The sequence below is a fragment of the Pseudomonas sp. PAMC 29040 genome (assembly GCF_003994535.1).
GTDB lineage: Bacteria > Pseudomonadota > Gammaproteobacteria > Pseudomonadales > Pseudomonadaceae > Aquipseudomonas > Aquipseudomonas paraversuta.
This window is the reverse complement of the sequence record NZ_RZAA01000009.1, coordinates 137,263-156,401: the sequence shown is the minus strand read 5'-3', so window position 1 is coordinate 156,401 and position 19,139 is coordinate 137,263. Positions and strand designations below refer to the sequence as shown.

Annotated in this window: 22 protein-coding genes and 1 tRNA gene; 20 read left to right on the top strand and 3 right to left on the bottom strand. The window is 55.1% G+C overall.

Annotated features, from left to right (window positions below; all coding sequences use genetic code 11):
• Positions 1 to 35 precede the first annotated feature (35 nt).
• Positions 36 to 521 carry a YajQ family cyclic di-GMP-binding protein gene (locus WG29040_RS17310; protein ID WP_003441196.1) on the top strand — a complete coding sequence of 162 codons (486 nt, stop codon included), beginning with the start codon at positions 36 to 38 and terminating at the stop codon, positions 519 to 521.
• 123 nt (positions 522 to 644) lie between these two features.
• The gene (locus WG29040_RS17305) at positions 645 to 1,487 is read left to right on the top strand and encodes a mechanosensitive ion channel family protein (protein ID WP_003441197.1); all 843 of its coding nucleotides are present in this window, start codon (positions 645 to 647) and stop codon (positions 1,485 to 1,487) included.
• A 257-nt stretch (positions 1,488 to 1,744) separates the two neighbouring features.
• On the opposite strand, the gene WG29040_RS17300 is transcribed toward WG29040_RS17305, so the two are convergent.
• Positions 1,745 to 3,028: an OprD family porin gene (locus WG29040_RS17300; protein WP_003441206.1), complete on the bottom strand. Its 1,284-nt coding sequence runs from the start codon at positions 3,026 to 3,028 to the stop codon at positions 1,745 to 1,747.
• Positions 3,029 to 3,387: 359 nt separating this feature from the next.
• Positions 3,388 to 3,615: a hypothetical protein gene (locus WG29040_RS17295; RefSeq protein ID WP_127196581.1), complete on the bottom strand. Its 228-nt coding sequence runs from the start codon at positions 3,613 to 3,615 to the stop codon at positions 3,388 to 3,390.
• A gap of 197 nt (positions 3,616 to 3,812) precedes the next feature.
• Here WG29040_RS17295 and WG29040_RS17290 point away from each other — a divergent pair, with 197 nt between their 5' ends.
• Positions 3,813 to 4,241, top strand: a complete 429-nt coding sequence (locus WG29040_RS17290; protein WP_127196580.1) for an HIT domain-containing protein — start codon at positions 3,813 to 3,815, stop codon at positions 4,239 to 4,241.
• On the top strand, positions 4,241 to 4,447 hold the full coding sequence (locus tag WG29040_RS17285) for a SlyX family protein (RefSeq protein ID WP_003441212.1): 207 nt from the start codon (positions 4,241 to 4,243) through the stop codon (positions 4,445 to 4,447). The genes WG29040_RS17290 and WG29040_RS17285 overlap by 1 nt, the downstream gene beginning before the upstream one ends.
• Before the next feature lie 64 nt (positions 4,448 to 4,511).
• On the opposite strand, the gene WG29040_RS24655 is transcribed toward WG29040_RS17285, so the two are convergent.
• Complete coding sequence (locus tag WG29040_RS24655; protein ID WP_127196579.1) at positions 4,512 to 5,114, bottom strand: cold-shock protein; 603 nt, start codon at positions 5,112 to 5,114, stop codon at positions 4,512 to 4,514.
• A 1,327-nt stretch (positions 5,115 to 6,441) separates the two neighbouring features.
• Here WG29040_RS24655 and WG29040_RS17275 point away from each other — a divergent pair.
• From WG29040_RS17275 to WG29040_RS17200, 16 genes are all read left to right on the top strand, one after another.
• Entirely contained in the window at positions 6,442 to 6,663 is a 222-nt protein-coding gene (locus WG29040_RS17275) for an FmdB family zinc ribbon protein (RefSeq protein WP_003441220.1), read from the top strand.
• Between the two features lie 109 nt (positions 6,664 to 6,772).
• A complete protein-coding gene (aspS, locus tag WG29040_RS17270; RefSeq protein WP_029612355.1) occupies positions 6,773 to 8,548 on the top strand; it encodes an aspartate--tRNA ligase in 1,776 nt (591 codons plus the stop codon).
• Positions 8,549 to 8,668: 120 nt separating this feature from the next.
• Complete coding sequence (locus tag WG29040_RS17265; protein ID WP_127196578.1) at positions 8,669 to 9,415, top strand: YebC/PmpR family DNA-binding transcriptional regulator; 747 nt, start codon at positions 8,669 to 8,671, stop codon at positions 9,413 to 9,415.
• A 128-nt stretch (positions 9,416 to 9,543) separates the two neighbouring features.
• A complete protein-coding gene (ruvC, locus tag WG29040_RS17260; RefSeq protein WP_003441230.1) occupies positions 9,544 to 10,068 on the top strand; it encodes a crossover junction endodeoxyribonuclease RuvC in 525 nt (174 codons plus the stop codon).
• 111 nt (positions 10,069 to 10,179) lie between these two features.
• The gene (gene ruvA / locus WG29040_RS17255; protein WP_003441233.1) at positions 10,180 to 10,788 is read left to right on the top strand and encodes a Holliday junction branch migration protein RuvA; all 609 of its coding nucleotides are present in this window, start codon (positions 10,180 to 10,182) and stop codon (positions 10,786 to 10,788) included.
• The gene (gene ruvB, locus WG29040_RS17250; RefSeq protein ID WP_003441236.1) at positions 10,789 to 11,847 is read left to right on the top strand and encodes a Holliday junction branch migration DNA helicase RuvB; all 1,059 of its coding nucleotides are present in this window, start codon (positions 10,789 to 10,791) and stop codon (positions 11,845 to 11,847) included.
• 138 nt (positions 11,848 to 11,985) lie between these two features.
• A complete protein-coding gene (gene ybgC / locus WG29040_RS17245; protein WP_003441239.1) occupies positions 11,986 to 12,453 on the top strand; it encodes a tol-pal system-associated acyl-CoA thioesterase in 468 nt (155 codons plus the stop codon).
• Positions 12,443 to 13,138: a protein TolQ gene (tolQ, locus tag WG29040_RS17240; RefSeq protein WP_127196577.1), complete on the top strand. Its 696-nt coding sequence runs from the start codon at positions 12,443 to 12,445 to the stop codon at positions 13,136 to 13,138. The genes ybgC and tolQ overlap by 11 nt, the downstream gene beginning before the upstream one ends.
• A 23-nt stretch (positions 13,139 to 13,161) precedes the next feature.
• Complete coding sequence (gene tolR, locus WG29040_RS17235; protein WP_162207799.1) at positions 13,162 to 13,614, top strand: protein TolR; 453 nt, start codon at positions 13,162 to 13,164, stop codon at positions 13,612 to 13,614.
• Complete coding sequence (gene tolA / locus WG29040_RS17230) at positions 13,614 to 14,708, top strand: cell envelope integrity protein TolA (RefSeq protein WP_003441249.1); 1,095 nt, start codon at positions 13,614 to 13,616, stop codon at positions 14,706 to 14,708. The genes tolR and tolA overlap by 1 nt, the downstream gene beginning before the upstream one ends.
• Positions 14,709 to 14,755: 47 nt before the next feature.
• The gene (tolB, locus tag WG29040_RS17225; RefSeq protein WP_050949469.1) at positions 14,756 to 16,006 is read left to right on the top strand and encodes a Tol-Pal system beta propeller repeat protein TolB; all 1,251 of its coding nucleotides are present in this window, start codon (positions 14,756 to 14,758) and stop codon (positions 16,004 to 16,006) included.
• Between the two features lie 55 nt (positions 16,007 to 16,061).
• Entirely contained in the window at positions 16,062 to 16,562 is a 501-nt protein-coding gene (gene pal, locus WG29040_RS17220; protein WP_003441254.1) for a peptidoglycan-associated lipoprotein Pal, read from the top strand.
• A gap of 6 nt (positions 16,563 to 16,568) precedes the next feature.
• The gene (gene ybgF / locus WG29040_RS17215; RefSeq protein ID WP_127196576.1) at positions 16,569 to 17,387 is read left to right on the top strand and encodes a tol-pal system protein YbgF; all 819 of its coding nucleotides are present in this window, start codon (positions 16,569 to 16,571) and stop codon (positions 17,385 to 17,387) included.
• Positions 17,388 to 17,550: 163 nt separating this feature from the next.
• Entirely contained in the window at positions 17,551 to 18,198 is a 648-nt protein-coding gene (gene queE / locus WG29040_RS17210) for a 7-carboxy-7-deazaguanine synthase QueE (RefSeq protein ID WP_003441261.1), read from the top strand.
• 1 nt (position 18,199) lies between these two features.
• Positions 18,200 to 18,892 carry a 7-cyano-7-deazaguanine synthase QueC gene (gene queC / locus WG29040_RS17205; protein WP_010655856.1) on the top strand — a complete coding sequence of 231 codons (693 nt, stop codon included), beginning with the start codon at positions 18,200 to 18,202 and terminating at the stop codon, positions 18,890 to 18,892.
• 74 nt (positions 18,893 to 18,966) lie between these two features.
• Positions 18,967 to 19,042 (top strand) — tRNA-Lys (locus WG29040_RS17200).
• Positions 19,043 to 19,139 lie beyond the last annotated feature (97 nt).

The window sequence follows — 19,139 nt, the reverse complement described above, 5'->3', positions numbered from 1 at the left end:
TGTTGAGCGCGCCCTTTATTATTGGAGAAAACTACATGCCGTCGTTCGACGTGGTATCCGAACTGGACAAGCACGAAGTCACCAACGCCGTTGAAAACGCGGTCAAGGAGCTGGATCGTCGTTATGACCTTAAGGGTAAGGGTACTTTTGAGTTCAAGGAGAAGGACCTGACCGTGAACTTGACCGCCGAGGCTGACTTTCAGCTGGAAGCGATGATCGAGATTCTCAAGCTGGCCCTGATCAAGCGCAAGATTGATGCGCAATGCCTTGAGATCAAGGATGCCTACGCTTCTGGCAAATTGATGAAGCAGGAAGCCGTATTGAAGGAAGGCATCGACAAGGAGCTGGCGAAGAAAATCGTTGCTCACGTCAAGGACGCCAAGCTCAAGGTTCAAGCTTCCATTCAGGGCGAGCAAGTGCGTATCACTGGCAAGAAGCGTGACGACTTGCAAGAAGCGATCGCTGCACTGCGGGCCAAAACCTTCGATATGCCGCTGCAGTTCAATAACTTCCGTGACTGAATACGGGGGAACCTATGGCGATTATCTACGTCCGATTTTCCCTGGACCTGCAAAAACGATTGAGCTGTTCTATCGTCTCGCTGAACGAATGAAGTCGCCGGATATGGGTGCAAGGAGATACAAGTGGATTTGAATGCTGAAGTTGATCAGTTGATCAAGGCCTCACAGGCCTGGATCCCGATGATTATGGAATACGGCAGCCGTGTGCTGCTGGCAGTGATCACCCTGGCGGTAGGCTGGTGGTTGATCAACCGGTTGACGGCAAAACTGGCGCACTTGCTGGCGTTGAGGAAGGCTGATCTGGCGTTGCAGGGTTTCATCAGCAGCCTGGTCAATATCATTCTCAAGGTGTTGCTGGTTGTTAGCGTTGCCTCAATGATTGGCATCCAGACCACGTCGTTCGTCGCGGCCATTGGTGCGGCAGGCCTGGCTATTGGCCTGGCGTTGCAGGGCAGCCTGGCGAACTTTGCCGGCGGAGTGCTTATTCTGTTGTTCCGTCCGTTCAAGATCGGTGACTGGATCGAAGCGCAAAGCGTGAGCGGAACCGTCGATAGCATTCAGATCTTTCATACGGTGTTGCGTACCGGTGACAACAAAACCGTGATCGTACCAAACGGTAATCTGTCCAACGGCATCATCACCAACTACAACCGTCAGCCGACACGCAAGGTGGTGTTTGACGTCGGTGTTGATTACGACGCGGATCTGCAGAAGGTGCGTGAGGTGCTGCTGATGCTGGCAGATGATCCGCGGGTACTTAAAGATCCGGCCCCTGTGGTGGTGGTATCCGCCCTGGGTGAGAGTGCTATCACGATGTCGCTGCGGGTTTGGGTGGATACGCCGAACTACTGGGATGTTCTGTTCATGTTCAACGAGCACGCACGTGATCGCCTGCGGGCAGAGGGTGTGGACATTCCGTTTCCTCAGCGAGTCATCCGTATGGTTCAGGAAGTGGCTGCGAACTAATACTGCGCACCACACTTGATCATCAGGTGCAGGAACAATTAAAGGGGCGAATATGCCCCTTTATTTGTTTTAGTACCTTCATACGGGTCGATGGGGGCAGGGGCCAAGAAGTTGTTGGTTGCCGGGTTGTTGGTTGCCGGGTTGTTAGTTAGCTTGCTATATATACTTTGCCCCGGGCAATAAAAAACCACGCCCCTGAGTCAGGGGCGTGGTTTTTACTAAACACAGTACTTGTAACTAAAGCCCGAAGGCATCGATTACAGGATGTTCAGTGGGTACTCAGCGATCAGGCGAACGTCGTTGACGTCATTGCCGTAGTTGCTGGTGGTGCGGTAAATAGCGCTACGCAGACGGAAAGACAGGTCTTTGGCCGGGCCTTCCTGCAGCACGTACTTGGTTTCGAAGTCGAACTCGTGCTCTTTACCTTCACCGTCATTGGTGGAGATGTTGGTGCCTCGAACGTAGCGAGCCATGAAGCTCAGGCCTGGAACGCCGTAGCTGGCCATGTTCAGGTCATAACGACCCTGCCAGGACTGCTCGTCTTTGGCGTTAAAGTCGGAGTACTGCACGGAGTTGGCGAGGAAAATGGTGCCGCCGCCGTCTACGCCGTAGTAGTAACCGCTGTCACCGGTGGAGCGCTGGTGAGCAATGGTGAACTTGTGGGCGCCGAGGCTATAGGCAGCTGCCAAGCTCCAGATTTTGTTGTCTACGTTGCCAGCCAGTTCCTGGCCCTGGCTCGAAGTTCTGTAGCCGTTGAGGTCGAAGTTCAGGGCTTGAGAGTCTGCGATCGGCAGGGTGTAGTTCAGGTTGATGTACTGCTTCTTGAAGTAGTCATCAACATCGGATGCCGCCACACCACCGACAAGGTTGTCGGTGAACTGGTAGGTTGCGCCAGCAATGTTGGCAGAGGTCAGGCCAGGCTGGCCTGGGCCGTTGATGCTGTCACGAGCCATGCCAGTTTGCGAGCTCAGCGCTGTGAAGCGGCCGGCGCTCAGTTCCAGACCCTTGATTTCCTTGCTGGTGAGCAAGGTGCCGGTAGCTACTTCTGGCAGCAAACGGCTGTCATCGGTAGAGAAAACCGGGCTGGCAACAAACTGGTTGCCGTATTTCAGAACGGTATCGGAAAGACGGAATTTTACAGCACCGCCGATTTTCGATTGGGTATCTTCCGGAGAACCGTCGCCCTTGGTAGCGAACAGGCCGTTGCCCTGGCGGCCAGCGCCGCCGTCCAGGCGTACTGTGCCCATGGCGAAAGCGTCAACACCGACACCGACGGTGCCCTGGGTGAAGCCGGACTGGTAGTTGAGCAGTTCGCTCAGGCCCCAGTCTTCGCGGTAGCCGCTTTTGAAGCCGCCACCTGGCTTGGCGATGTTGCCAGCGCCGTTACGGAAATCACGGTTCATGTACAGCATGCGAGTTTTGGAAGTCAGCGTGCTGTCTTCAATGAAACCTTTAGCATCGTCCTGCGATGAGGCCATTGCGAACTGGGTAGTACCGGCTGAAACAGCCAGGGCGATCATGCTCCACTTCATCACGCGCATCGTGATTTGCTCCTTTGGTTTTTAGGAAGAGTACTGCCGTCCCACCTGAATTATTATCTGGGGCGGCTCTTTCTTTTTGTGTCGGCGCAAACTTATATCACGCCGGCCATGTTGGCGATACTTGCTCTCATAAGCATTCAGTTTCTTTACAGCCGTGTCGCAAATTGCTACCCCGCATGTCGCAGGCGCATAGCTGTATGCCGTTTTTCAGCATGTTTAAAGTGCTGTTTACAGCTGTGGCTACATGGAAACTACGTTGCGCCTACACATTTAAATCCCGGATTCTAGCGGCGCAGCTATTGTTATTTATCGCCCGGTGACCGCACTCCGGCAGACACTTGGACGACTGTGTCAGTGGCTTATGCAACAAGCATGCTCAAATTACCCAATAGCTCGAAAAATATTTTTTTGGGCATTTCCAGTCTGAAAATCCAGACGCTGCTTGGGTTAAACGGGAATATTGCAGGGCTGGCTGCCAGTTTTTCCGTTGTAAAGGCCAGGTTCTGGCGCAGGGAAACACCTGAAACGTTACCGGTAAACACCTGTTGGGGTGGTCGGTGACGTTTTGGTGCACTAAAAACATTCATATTGTGCGTTTTTGGTGCACAAGTGTTTGATGACTGTTGATTGAGCCCTTGTTGCTGCGCTGCTGGTGGAAATCAATGCTTGCTGCCGTGATGTATGGAGCAATCAAGGGTATCCTGCAGCTCTTTCGCCTGGCGGTTGATACGTGTCGTCAGGCGCCGGTTGAACTGAAACTGCCCGTTGAACAGGAGAACACCCAGTGTTCGTTTTGGATACACGCCTTCACGAGGATACCTGGCTGATAGGGGACTTCCCCTTGTGCCGTCTGTTGCTCTCCAATGATTCGAATTATCCCTGGTTTATTTTGGTGCCACGGCGCGAGGGTATAAGTGAATTGTTTCAATTGGATGAACATGATCAGCAGTTGATGTGGGCTGAGACAACAGCCCTGGCGCGGACGCTGAAGGATGCATTCGGCGCGGACAAAATGAATGTCGCGACGCTGGGTAATGTTGTCAGCCAGCTGCACATGCACGTCATTGTTCGGTACCAGGCCGATGTTGCATGGCCCGGTCCGGTCTGGGGCAAGCACCCGGCAAAGCCGTATACCCAGGCAGAGGTGGGCGCGATCCAGGAAAAGTTGAAGTCGGTCCTTGGTGTCGAGTTCACTTTTTCAGAGGTGCAATGATGACCCTTGAGGCGCGGGTAATGGACCTTGAGAGCCGTCTGGCTTTTCAGGATGACACCATTCAGGCATTGAATGATGTACTGGTGATGCAGCAGAACGCCGTCGACCGTTTGCAAATGCAGATGGCTGCGCTGCTCAAGCGCCAGGAAGAAATGGGCGGACAGTTCGAATCATTTGAGGAAGAAGCTCCGCCGCCGCATTATTGATTTTTGAGCAGGCAATAAAAAACCGCGATCAGCCAGGGCTGGATCGCGGTTTTTTTTGCTGAAATTAGCGGCGTGGCAACGCTGCAATCACATCTTCAGCTTGTAGGCCTTTATCGCGGTTCATCACCGAGAACTCGACACGTTGTCCTTCCACCAGTACCCGGTGACCTTCGCCGCGAATGGCGCGAAAGTGGACAAAAATGTCATCCCCGGAGTCGCGGGAAATAAAGCCGAACCCCTTGGAGGTGTTGAACCACTTTACAGTGCCTGTATCGCGGTTGGTCATGTCATAGCTTTGCGAAGTCGACGAAGGTGATGATTTGTAGAAGCTGACTACAAGATGCAGCAACACGGCAATTACAGCAGGAACGAGACTGATCAAAATTGCTGGCTGATCGCCGATCGGCAACAACAGGCCGAACAGGGTCAGGGTTTGCAGGACAACAGACAGCACCAATAGAGCGCTGACCAGATTTTGCAGTTGATGACGGGGGCCTTTATTCCAGAACGGAATGACTGGAGCCAGTGTCAGGTTAAGGAGACCAAAAAAAGCCAGATACAGAGCATCGGCGTGTTGCAGGTAAGGTATAGCTTCAGGTTGCAGGCTAGGAATGAAGGACAGCAGCAATGCAGCTGCGCCCGTTAGCAGGTGGACGATTTTCAACATTTCAATAAACTCACATTTAAGACGGATCGCAAGGAAGAGCTGATTGCGTACGGTTCGCTTCTGAAAATGATGGAGGCGCTAGACACGTACGGGCATCAGCCTATGCGCCGTCGCCAGAGGCTTGACGAAGGCGACACGCCGCCTATTTAACAGCAAAGCTTGGGCCTTCTCAAATTAAGCGTATTGATGGGATGTTGATGTGATTGCACAGCACATGATGATCCCCCGCGTTTTTTAGTGGTAGAGCCTTGTTCTAGAGGTGTGCAGCCCATTTCAGGCGGCATCTGATGGCGTCGGGTGATTGTGGCTGGTTACAGCATCCTATGCCGATGTTGGTGCAGGCATGACCGTTGGTCATATTTCCAGGGGGCAGAGCCCTGGAAGGAGTTGTATTTATAATCTGCATGAATTGACAAAAATAATGGGTTGCTCAAGTACTGAAAGTGTCGTGCTGGCTCGTATTTAAACTATAAGTGATAGGGGGCTTGTAGTATGTGATTTAAAAGGCGGTGCTTGAGTGCCGAGCATGATCTGGATGAGTACGGTTTTGTGTTTTTTTGATCATGCATAAAGTGTCAGTTGTCGCTGCGGGCGGGTATTTTTTAACGCTGAAGTACCAGACGTTGAGTGGGGGTATTGTATTTTCCTTAACTGTTCTTGATGGGCGCGAGGGCTTTAGCCCGGTCGTTCCCGGTTAGTTTGCTCAGGGGGTCATGTTCTTTGGTCGGGCCCGGGGCGCGCATGCCGCCTTGAGAGGCTTGCGGTCTGTGTTTCATAAGGGGGTGTTTCAAAAAAACCACCTTTGATTGTGCTGGATGTTGATTGATATTGGCGCAGAAGTGCAGCGCGCAGGGCGGGATGGATGTTTGTATTTTTTGATTTCGAAAAGAACTTGCCCTGGCCCCTTTCCAGTTTGGTCTGGCTGGAGGACTGTCGCCGGTTTGCCGATATATATATCAGCAGGTGGGGTTTTATATTGAGGGTAAGAACCGTTGTTTGATAAATGCCTGGCGTTCTTGCATTGATCGGGAAGTTGATAGTGGGGCATGGAGGGTGCAAGACGTTGACTGCCTCATTGGGTTGGCATGTACCCAGGCTCGGAGAGCTTCTCCCGAAGCTGCCGAAAAATACCGGTTTGCCGGGCGATTCGGGGTGTGGGGCCGGAGCAGGTTGTTCGGTGGCTTGTAATCTTTTGCGAATCATGGTGCCTTTAAGGTCTTATGGCTGTTCATGCGGCTGCAATGGCTCGATTTACCAGATATAATCTCGCGCTTTGCTGCGTAACCCTCCTTATGGGTTGCCGCTAACGGATTGTCGAGACACGCCAATGCCCATGTACGATTACCAGTGCGCTTCCTGTGGTCATCAACTGGAAGCCATTCAAAAGATCAGTGACTCGCCACTGGTTGATTGTCCTGCCTGTCAGGCCCCTGAGCTGAAGAAAATGCTGTCCATGCCAGGCTTCCGCCTTAGCGGCACCGGCTGGTATGAAACAGACTTCAAGACAGGCTCGAAAAAGAATCTGGCAGGCGGCGACAAATCCGACTGAGGCTGAATCAAAGCAGTCTGAACACAAGCGGGCTCTTGCATTGTTACCAGCACTGACGGTGCGCAAGACCTCCACCGAATTTCGAATTACGAGAAGTGAAACCACTACCATGATGCGCAGCCATTATTGCGGCCAACTGAACGAAAGCCTGGAAGGCCAGGAAATTACCCTTTGCGGATGGGTCCATCGTCGCCGTGACCACGGTGGGGTGATTTTCCTCGATATCCGTGATCGTGATGGTCTGGCCCAGGTGGTGTTTGACCCGGATCGCGCCGAGACCTTCGCCGCCGCAGACCGTGTGCGCAGCGAGTACGTGGTCAAGGTCACCGGCAAGGTGCGCTTGCGTCCGGCCGGTGCCGGCAACGCCAACATGGCTTCGGGCATGATCGAAGTACTGGGCTACGAGCTGGAAGTCTTGAACGAAGCGGAAACCCCGCCGTTCCCGCTCAACGAATTCTCCGACGTTGGCGAAGAAACCCGTCTGCGCTATCGCTTTATCGATCTGCGTCGCCCGGAAATGCTCGAGAAGTTGCGTCTGCGCTCGCGCATGACCACCAGCATCCGTCGCTTCCTGGACGAGAACGGCTTCCTGGACGTCGAAACACCGATCCTGACCCGTGCCACACCGGAAGGCGCGCGTGACTATCTGGTGCCAAGCCGTACTCACGCAGGCTCCTTCTTTGCTCTGCCGCAATCGCCGCAGCTGTTCAAGCAGTTGTTGATGGTTGCCGGCTTTGACCGCTACTACCAGATCGCCAAGTGCTTCCGTGACGAAGACCTGCGTGCCGACCGTCAGCCTGAGTTCACCCAGATCGACATCGAAACCAGCTTCATGAACGAAGCCGAGATCATGGGTCTGACCGAAGAAATGATCCGCAACCTGTTCAAGGAAGTGCTGGGTCTGGAATTCGGTGAATTCCCGCACATGACCTGGGAAGAGGCCATGCGCCGCTTCGGCTCCGACAAGCCTGACCTGCGTAACCCGCTGGAACTGGTTGACGTTGCCGATCAGCTTAAAGATGTGGAATTCAAGGTGTTCAGCGGCCCGGCCAACGACCCTAAATGCCGTATTGCTGCCTTGCGCGTTCCTGGCGGCGCGAGCATGCCGCGTAAACAGATCGACGACTACACCAAGTTTGTCGGCATCTACGGTGCCCGTGGCCTGGCGTACATCAAGGTCAACGAGCGCGCCAAAGGTGTTGAAGGTCTGCAATCGCCGATCGTCAAGAACATCCCTGAGGCCAACCTCAATGTGATCCTCGATCGCGTCGGTGCGGTTGATGGTGACATCGTGTTCTTCGGTGCCGACAAGGCCAAGATCGTTAGCGAAGCGCTGGGTGCACTGCGTATCAAGGTCGGTAACGATCTGAACCTGCTGACCTGTGAGTGGGCTCCGATGTGGGTTGTCGATTTCCCGATGTTCGAAGAGAACACCGACGGCAGCTTCAGCGCCTTGCATCACCCGTTCACCGCACCCAAGTGCTCGCCTGAAGAGCTGGAGGCCAACCCGGCCACCGCGCTGTCCCGTGCCTACGACATGGTGCTCAACGGTACCGAATTGGGTGGCGGTTCGATCCGTATTCACCGCAAGGAAATGCAACAGGCGGTCTTCCGTCTGTTGGGTATCGGTGAAGCCGAGCAGGAAGAGAAATTTGGCTTCCTGCTGGACGCCCTGAAATACGGCGCGCCACCCCATGGTGGTCTGGCGTTCGGTCTGGATCGTCTGGTGATGCTGATGACCGGTGCCCAGTCGATTCGTGAAGTCATTGCCTTCCCGAAAACCCAGAGCGCTGCCTGCGTCATGACTCAGGCTCCTGGTGTAGTTGATGCCAAGGCACTGAGCGAGTTGCACATTCGTTTGCGCGAACAGCCTAAGGCTGAGTAAAGCTGACCTGCAAAGGCGCATCTCCGGATGCGCCTTTGCTATTTGGGTCGAGAATTTTTATTGCCGGTTCGTGGCACGTGTCAGGACCGGCAAGGTTTCATAAAGGATTCGGAGTGCGTTATGGCAGGTCATTCTAAGTGGGCGAACATCAAGCACCGCAAAGAGCGTCAGGATGCCAAAAAAGGCAAGATTTTCACCAAGTGGATTCGTGAACTGACCGTCGCTGCCCGTCAGGGCGGGGCTGATCCGGGTTCGAACCCGCGCCTGCGTCTGGCGCTGGACAAGGCCCTTGGTGCAAACATGAGCCGTGACATCATTGACCGTGCCGTCGCTCGCGGTGCCGGTGCCGCCGATACCGACGACATGGTCGAGTTGAGCTACGAGGGCTACGGTCCGGGTGGCGTTGCAGTGATGGTTGAGTGCATGACGGATAACCGTAATCGCACCGCAGCCGCCGTGCGTCATGCGTTCAGCAAGTGTGGCGGCAATCTTGGTACTGACGGCTCGGTGGCTTATCTGTTCGAGCGCAAAGGGCAGATATCCTATGCCGCGGGCATTGATGAAGATGCGTTGATGGAAGCTGCGATGGAGGCGGATGCCGACGACGTGGTGACCAACGAAGACGGCTCCATGGATGTATTCACTTCGTTCTCAAGCTTCTACGCGGTTCGCAACGCACTGGAAGCCGCGGGTTTCACCCCGGCAGACGCTGAGATTGTGATGTTGCCGACCACCAGCGCCGAGCTGGACCTGGACGGTGCGCAGAAGGTGCTCAAGCTGATCGATATGCTTGAAGACCTGGATGACGTACAGAACGTGTATTCCAATGCCGAAATTCCTGATGCGGTGCTGGAACAGCTAGCCTGATAACGTGCTACAAACCTGAGGCCGGAGGTGCAACGTTGCGATGATCGCTACGCTGTGCACCTCCGGCTTCTGCCTTTAAGCTGTTCGGGCATGTTCCCGTGGGCGTCACTTCATAAGCTGTAGGCGTTATGACTCTTATTCTTGGTATTGATCCTGGTTCGCGAATCACCGGTTATGGCGTGGTGCGAGACACCGGGCGTGGTTGCGTGTACGTGGCGTCGGGATGCATTCGTACGGGCAGTGGCGAGTTGCATGAGCGGTTGCAGATCGTCTATCGCGGAGTGCGCGAGGTGATTCAGACTTACGGGCCGGTAACCATGGGCATCGAAAAAGTGTTCATGGCCCGCAATGCCGACTCGGCGCTCAAGCTGGGCCAGGCAAGGGGCGCCGCCATTGTGGCGGGTGCTGAAGAAAGCCTGGAGATTGCCGAGTACTCGGCCACTCAGGTCAAGCAGGCCGTGGCGGGTACCGGGGGAGCCAACAAGGAGCAGGTGATGATGATGGTCATGCATTTGCTCAAGCTCACGACCAAGCCGCAAATCGATGCGTCGGATGCGCTGGCGATTGCCTTGTGCCATGCACATACTCGTTCCAGCCTGTTGCCCCACGGCCTGGGTGCGGCGCGTAGCCGGGGTGGGCGTTTGCGGCTCTGAAACACGTTTATTAATGTAATTAAGCTTGCTGGCAGGGCTCTATCTGCAATGATGCAGCCTGCTCGTTGCAGTTGTGAGCCATTGATCTGGCCAGAGAAAAGGATCTAAAACGTGATTGGACGCTTGCGCGGTACTCTGGCTGAAAAACAGCCGCCGCACCTGATTCTTGATGTAAATGGCCTGGGCTATGAGCTTGAAGTGCCGATGACCACGCTGTATCGGCTGCCATCCATAGGCGAGCCGCTGACCTTGCACACCCACCTGGTGGTTCGCGAAGACGCCCAGTTGCTCTATGGTTTTATCGGCAAGCGTGAGCGTGACTTCTTTCGTGAGCTGATCCGGCTCAACGGTGTCGGCCCCAAACTGGCTTTGGCGTTGATGTCGAGCCTTGAGGTAGACGAGTTGGTGCGCTGCGTGCAGGCGCAGGATACATCTGCCTTGACCAAGGTTCCGGGGGTGGGCAAGAAAACCGCCGAGCGACTATTGGTTGAGCTCAAGGACCGTTTCAAGGCCTGGGAGCAGGTGCCGAGCATGTTTGCACTGGTGCCAAACCAGCCGGACGCGCCGTTGCAGGTGGCCAGTGCAGAAAGCGATGCGGTCAGCGCCTTGATTTCGCTGGGGTATAAACCTCAGGAAGCAAGCAAGGCGGTAGCCGCGATCAAGGATAAAACGTTGAGCAGTGAAGATATGATTCGTCGTGCCCTCAAGGGAATGATTTAAGTGATTGAAGCTGACCGTTTGATAACCGCCTCAGGCGGGCGGGACCGCGAAGAGGTTCAGGATCGGGCGATTCGTCCTTTGAGCCTGGCCGACTATATTGGTCAGCCGACGGTGCGCGAGCAGATGGAGCTGTTTATCCAGGCTGCCCGCGGGCGCTCGGAGTCGCTGGATCACACCCTGATTTTCGGTCCGCCCGGGCTGGGTAAAACTACGCTGGCCAATATCATTGCCCAGGAAATGGGGGTGTCGATCAAAAGCACCTCGGGGCCGGTGCTGGAACGACCGGGTGATCTGGCCGCGTTGCTGACCAACCTTGAGCCGCACGATGTGCTGTTTATCGATGAGATCCATCGCTTGTCGCCCATCGTTGAGGAAGTGCTGTACCCGGCAATGGAGGATTTCCAGCTCGACATCATGATTGGTGAAGGGCCGGCCGCACGCTCGATCAAGCTCGACTTGCCACCGTTCACCCTGGTGGGAGCGACTACCCGCGCGGGGATGCTCACCAATCCGTTGCGTGACCGGTTCGGCATCGTGCAGCGGCTGGAGTTTTACAGCACGGATGACCTGGCAACGATTGTCAGCCGTTCGGCCAAAATCTTCGGTCTGCCCCTCGATCCGGAAGGCGCCTACGAAATTGCCCGGCGCGCACGTGGCACACCGCGCATCGCCAACCGTTTGTTGCGTCGTGTACGGGACTTTGCCGAGGTGCGGGCCAAGGGTCATATCACCAAGCCGGTGGCCGACCTGGCGTTGAATCTGCTGGATGTCGACGAGCATGGTTTCGATCATCAGGACCGGCGCCTGTTGTTGACCATGATCGAGAAGTTCGACGGCGGTCCGGTCGGAGTCGACAGTCTGGCCGCTGCAATCAGTGAAGAACGCCATACGATCGAAGATGTGCTGGAGCCGTATTTGATCCAGCAGGGCTATATCATGCGCACGCCCCGTGGTCGCGTTGTGACCCGGCACGCGTATTTGCACTTCGGACTGAACATTCCGTCGCGCCTGGGCGAAATGCCGGTCGTAGACGAGTTTTTGAATGCTTTAGATGATTAATAAGCGGTCGGCAGTCGATTTTTTCGGCGTTTTTGCTGTCTCAAGGGCTGGCGCTGAAAATCCCGGGTCTTAAAGTCCGGGAAGAATGAAAAAACAGTCGATTGGCGGATTGGCAACCTGAGGAGTAAGCACTAGAGTATGCGCGCGCAAAACAGGCTTGAGCCGTTCGCACATCGCTGTCGCGTTTATTACGAAGACACCGATGCGGGTGGCGTCGTGTATTACGTAAATTATCTAAAGTTTATGGAGCGGGCTCGAACCGAAAGGCTGCGGGAGCTGGGTTTTTCCCAGTCCGAGCTGGTGGGGGAGAACCTGTTATTTGTCGTGCATTCCAGCGAGGCGCGTTACCACGCTCCGGCGCGACTGGACGATGAACTGTTGGTTAGTGCGCAAGTGACAGAGCTCAACCGTGCAAGCCTGCGTTTCAAGCAGCAGGTCTGGCGGGCGACAGATGCAACACTGCTCTGTGAGGGGCAGTTTTTGGTGGCCTGTGTGCGCGCCGATAGTTTTAAACCCCGGGCCATTCCCGAAGCTTTACGTACGGCCTTTGCCGACGTGAGCGGCGCGGGTAAACATTTAGAGCAGGAGATAAAGCGTGGAAGCTAACGTCGTCGACCATTCCTCCATGTGGAGCTTGGTCAGCAATGCCAGCATTGTTGTGCAGTTGGTAATGTTGATTCTGCTGGCCGCATCGGTTACCTCATGGATCATGATTTTTCAGCGCAGCACCATGCTGCGCGCCGGTCGACGTGCCCTGGAAAGCTTTGAAGAGCGTTTCTGGTCCGGTATCGACTTGTCGAAGCTGTATCGTCAGGCGGGTAGCAACCCGGACCCGGACTCCGGAGTCGAGCAGATTTTCCGTGCCGGCTTCAAAGAGTTCTCTCGTCTGCGCCAGCAGTCGGGTGTTGATCCGGAAGCCGTTATGGAAGGTGTTGCACGTGCCATGCGTGTAGCCATCTCCCGTGAAGAAGAGAAGCTTGAGCAAAGCCTGCCGTTCCTGGCAACCGTGGGTTCTGTCAGCCCGTACATCGGTTTGTTCGGTACGGTCTGGGGCATCATGAACTCCTTCCGGGGGCTGGCCACTGCCCAGCAAGCGACTCTGGCGACTGTTGCCCCGGGCATTGCCGAAGCACTGGTTGCCACGGCGATTGGTCTGTTCGCTGCGATCCCGGCAGTTATCGCTTACAACCGTTTTGCTGCACGTAGCGAAACCTTGATTAGCCGCTACTACACCTTCGCCGATGAGTTCCAGGCGATCCTGCACCGCAAAGTGCACACCAGCGAAGAATAAGCAGGTAATTTCCAATGGCTTTAATCGCTCGAGCGCGCAAAAAGCGCAAGCCGGTTGCCGAGATGAACGTAGTGCCATACATCGACGTGATGCTGGTACTGCTGGTCATCTTCATGGTGACCGCACCGATGCTCAACCAGGGTGTGAAGGTTGATTTGCCCAAGGTCTCCAGCGAGGCTTTGCCGCAGGACAACAACACTCAGGTTCTGACCATTTCGATCAAGGCTGACAAGACCTATTTCTGGAACCTTGGCAGTGAAGTCGACACCGAAAAGCAGATGGACAAGGCCATGACCTTGCCGCAGATGACTGACGCAGTGACTAAAATCATCCGCGCGGGCAACGAAGGCGGCAAGCACACCCAAGTCTTTATCCGTGGTGACAAAACTGTGGATTACGGCGCTGTGATGGGCGCCATGGGTGGCCTGCAGAAGGCCGGGGTCGGTAACGTTGGCCTGATAACCGAGGCTCCCTGATGCGCGAACAGCGGGAGCCGTCCGCCTCTGAAAACTATTTTTGGCCTACAGTCTGGGCGGTAGGGCTGCACATCCTGATTTTTGGCATGCTGTTCGCCAGCTTTGCCATGACTCCGGAACTGCCGCCGTCCAAGCCGATTGTTCAGGCAACCTTGTATCAACTGAAGTCCAAAAGTCAGGCGACCACCCAGACCAATCAAAAGATTGCGGGTGAGGCGAAAAAATCCGCCGCACGCCAGACCGAAGTCGAACAGATGGAACAAAAGAAGGTTGAGCAAGAGGCTGTAAAAGCCGCGGAACAAAAGAAAGAAGAGGCTGCCGAAAAAGCTGCTGATGCCAAGAAGGCTGATGAAGCCAAGGCGAGCGAAGCCAAAAAGGCAGACGAGGCGAAGAAGGCAGATGACGCCAAGAAAGCCGACGATGCCAAAAAGGCTACAGAAACCAAAAAAGCCGAAGAGAAGAAACTGGCTGATATAGCCAAGAAGAAATCTGAGGAAGAGGCCAAGAAGGCTGCGCAAGAAGAGGCCAAGAAACAGGCCGCTGAAGACGCGAAGAAAAAAGCGGCCGAAGATGCGAAGAAGAAAGCTGCTGAAGATGCCAAGAAAAAGGCCGTAGCAGACGAGGCGAAGAAGAAAACCGCCGAAGATGCGAAGAAAAAGGCGGCTGCCGATGCTGCCAAGAAAAAGGCCGTAGAAGCAGCGCGTAAATCGACCGAAGACAAAAAGGCGCAAGCACTGGCTGATTTGCTTTCCGATACGCCACAACGCCAGCAAGCCTTGGCTGATGAGCAGGGCGATGAGGTCGCCGGCAGTTTCGATGACTTGATTCGTGCTCGAGCAGCAGAAGGCTGGGCTCGTCCACCTTCGGCCCGCAAGAATATGACAGTGGTACTGCAAATTGGCATGTTGCCAGATGGCACGGTAACGTCGGTGACGGTTGCCAAGTCCAGTGGTGATGGCCCGTTTGATAGCTCGGCTGTGGCAGCGGTCAAGAATATTGGCCGTTTAACGGAAATGCAGGGCATGAAGCCCAGCGATTTTAATCCTTACCGATCATTCAAGATGACATTCACACCTGAGGATCTAGCCTTGTGATTAAATTTTTTCGAGGACTGCTAGTCATCGTCTGCTGCGTGGCAGGGATGGCGGTAGCAGATGAAAAGAACATTCTGGTTACCAGTGGTAGCGACCGGGCAACGCCAATTGCAGTTGTTCCTTTCGGCTGGCAGGGCGGTACCGTCCTGCCCGACGACATGGCTGAAATCATTGGCAATGACCTGCGCAATTCGGGTTATTACGCGCCGATTCCAAAGCAGAACATGATTGGCTTGCCGACCCAGGCCAGCGAAGTCATTTTCCGTGACTGGAAAGCCCTGGGCGCCCAGTACGTCATGGTTGGTAATATTGTCCCGGCGGGCGGTCGCCTGCAGGTTCAATATGCCTTGTTCAACGTGGCGACCGAGCAGCCAGTGTTGACCGGCAGCGTGTCGGGTACCACTGATCAGCTGCGGGACATGGCGCATTACATCTCTGACCAGTCATTTGAAAAACTGACCGGTATTAAAGGTGCATTCTCTACACGTCTGCTTTATGTAACGGCTGAACGTGCCAGTGCGACCAACACCCGCTACACCTTGCAGCGTTCGGACTACGATGGTGCCCGTGCCGTTACCCTGCTGCAGTCGCGCGAGCCTATTCTGTCGCCGCGTTTTGCTCCGGACGGCAAGCGTATCGCTTATGTATCGTTCGAGCAGAAGCGTCCGCGTATCTTCATGCAGAACATTGATACTGGCCGTCGTGAGCAGATCACCAACTTTGAAGGCCTGAACGGTGCGCCTGCCTGGTCGCCGGATGGTTCCAAGCTGGCGTTTGTATTGTCCAAAGACGGTAATGCCGAGATCTACGTGATGGAACTGGCTTCGCGCCAGCTGACTCGCGTGACCAACAATCCGGCAATTGATACCGAACCGTTCTGGGGTAAAGATGGCAATACCATCTATTTCACCTCTGACCGGGGCGGTAAACCGCAAATCTACAAGACCACAGTTGGTAGCGGTAATGCAGAGCGCGTAACTTTTATCGGGAACTACAACGCCAGTCCGAAGCTTTCGGCTGACGAAAAGACCCTGGTAATGATCCATCGTCAGGACGGTTTCACTAATTTCCGTGTTGCAGCGCAAGATTTGCAGCGTGGAACCGTGAAAATCCTCACAGATACCAACCTTGATGAGTCAGCTACTGTTGCACCCAACGGCACCATGGTAATCTACGCCACCCGCCAGCAGGGCCGGGGAGTCTTGATGCTCGTGTCCATTAACGGACGCGTAAGGCTCCCTCTTCCTACCGCTCAAGGCGAAGTCAGAGAACCTTCCTGGTCCCCTTACCTGAACTGACGTGGTGATAGCTTTACGTTGCATATAACACTTGGGGTTCATTAGGAGTTTTACGATGGAAATGCTGAAGTTTGGTAAATTCGCTGCGCTGGCACTGGCCATGGCTGTAGCTGTAGGTTGCTCGTCCAAAGGCGGCGACAATGCCGGTGAAGGCGCTGCTGTTGATCCAAACGCTGGTTACGGCGCAAACACAGGCGCTGTTGATGGCTCCCTGAGTGAAGAAGCTGCTCTGCGCGCGATCACTGTTTTCTACTTCGAATACGACAGTTCGGACCTGAAACCAGAAGCAATGCGCGCTCTGGACGTACACGCTAAAGACCTGAAAGCTAACGGCGCTCGCGTTGTTCTGGAAGGTAACACTGACGCCCGTGGTACTCGTGAGTACAACATGGCACTGGGCGAGCGTCGTGCGAAAGCCGTTCAACGCTACCTGGTACTGCAAGGTGTTTCTCCAGCACAGCTGGAGCTGGTGTCCTACGGTAAAGAGCGTCCAATCGCTACTGGCAACGACGAACAGTCGTGGGCTCAAAACCGTCGCGTCGAACTGCGTAAGTAATTCGTCATGCGAACGTGCCGCCGTGCTGTAACTATTCTGACTCTCAGCCTCATGCCGCTAGCGGCATGGGCTGCGGTTCCTGTGGTCGATGACAACTCTGGCTATAACAATAGCGGGGGGAGTAATCCGGCTACGGGTTACGGTGCGAGCGGCGCCTATGCCGGGGGAGGGGTTTCGACCCCTATCTCGGCACAGGGCGAGCTGTTCAACCAGTTGCAACAAATGCAGGAGCAGATTGCCCGCCAACAAGGTGTGATCGAAGTTCTGCAAAATGATGTTTCGCGGATGAAGCAAGAAAGCCTGGAGCGATACCAGGAACTTGATCGGCGAATAGGAACCGGCGTTGCTCCTGCTGCCGCTCCTGATAATTCTTCTGCCGGTGGTGCTAATACCGCCGGTAATAGCGCAGCACCTGCTTCTCAGGCCGCTGCCAGTTCGGAACCTGGCGATCCGGCGAAAGAAAAGCTCTATTACGATGCTGCTTTCGACCTGATCAAAGCCAAGGACTTCGACAAGGCCAGTCTGGCGTTCACTGCCTTTCTGCGCAAATACCCGAACAGTCAGTATGCGGGCAATGCCCAGTACTGGTTGGGTGAAGTGAATCTGGCCAAAGGTGATTTGCAGGCCGCTGGCCAGGCATTTGCCAAGGTCAGTCAGCTGTATCCCAAGCATGCCAAAGTGCCGGACTCGCTTTACAAGCTCGCTGATGTAGAGCGCCGCCTCGGTCATACCGACAAGGTTAAAGGCATTCTGCAGCAAGTGATCGCCCAGTACCCTGGTACTTCGGCGGCACAGCTGGCGCAGCGAGATCTGCAGCGCATGTAAGCAACACAATGCTTTCATCGAGAAACCCGCGCCTGTCGCGGGTTTTTTCGTTAGAATCCACGCCCTTTTATGAAATACGCTCTTCTGAGTCCTGCGCAGGCAGATTCTTTGGAGTGCCTGACGGAGGCGGACAGCCTGTTTAGCTGTTACGCCCGTGGCGGATATGCAAGACACATTGAGAATTACCGAAGTTTTTTACTCTTTACAGGGTGAAACGCGAACGGCTGGCCTGCCCACCGTTTTTGTACGCCTGACCGGCTGTCCTTTGCGCTGTCAATATTGCGACAGTGCCTACGCGTTCAGTGGCGGCACCGTACGTCCACTCGACAGTATCCTTGAGCAAGTGGCCGGGTTTCGTCCGCGTTATGTTTGTGTGACGGGAGGGGAGCCTCTGGCGCAGCCCAATGCCATCCCTCTGCTCAAGCAACTGTGTGATGCGGGTTATGAGGTCTCGATCGAGACCAGCGGAGCGCTGGACATCTCTGCGGTCGACCCGCGTGTCAGTCGGGTGCTCGACCTGAAGACGCCGGGCTCCAAAGAGTCCCATCGCAACCTCTATGAAAACATTGCGCTGCTGACACCCAATGACCAGGTCAAGTTTGTGATCTGCTCGCGGGAAGACTATGACTGGGCGGTCTCCAAGCTGATCGAGTACGGGCTGGAGCGACGGGCTGGCGAAGTCTTGTTCTCGCCAAGTCACCACGACCTGAAGGCCCGCGATCTGGCGGACTGGATCGTGGCGGATAACCTGCCAGTACGCTTGCAAATGCAGCTGCACAAATATCTTTGGAACGACGAGCCGGGGCGCTGAAATGACCGAACAAACTGTTGTCACCGAAAAAAGAGCCGTAATCCTGCTGTCTGGCGGTCTTGACTCCGCGACTGTGGTGGCCATGGCGCGCGCCGAAGGCTACAGCTGCTACACCATGAGCTTTGATTATGGTCAGCGTCACCGTTCCGAGCTCGACGCCGCTGCGCGTGTAGCCCGTGACCTGGGTGCGATCGAGCACAAAGTCATCGGCCTGAACCTGGACGGCATTGGCGGCTCGGCTCTGACCGACAGTTCCATTGACGTGCCAGAGACCCTTGGCGAAGGCATCCCGGTCACCTACGTGCCTGCACGTAACACCGTGTTCCTGTCGTTGGCGCTGGGCTGGGCAGAAGTGCTGCAAGCGCGGGACATCTTCATCGGCGTCAATGCGGTGGACTATTCGGGCTACCCGGATTGCCGTCCTGAATTTGTTCAGGCATTCGAAGTCATGGCAAACCTTGCGACCAAGGCCGGCGTGGAGGGGAACGGGTTCCGCATCCAGGCTCCGCTGCAAAACCTGAGCAAGGCGCAAATCGTCCAGACCGGTGTAAAGCTCGGTGTTGACTACTCCCTGACGGTTTCCTGCTATCAGGCAGACGCTCAGGGCCGTGCGTGCGGTAAATGCGACAGCTGCCGACTGCGTGCTGAAGGCTTTGCAGCGGCCGGAATTACTGACCCAACCCGCTATTTTTGAATTATTTCGCATTTATTTTTAACTGGGTGTTGAATTCTCGTTAAAAATCAGTATTATACGTCCCACAACGAAGCGGGTCGTTAGCTCAGTTGGTAGAGCAGTTGGCTTTTAACCAATTGGTCGTAGGTTCGAATCCCACACGACCCACCATATGCAACACCAAAACAGCCGGTCTAATCCTCAGGATTAACCGGCTTTTTTGTGCCCGGGATTTGTGGGTGCAGGGTGGCACGCAGAGAAGAGCCAC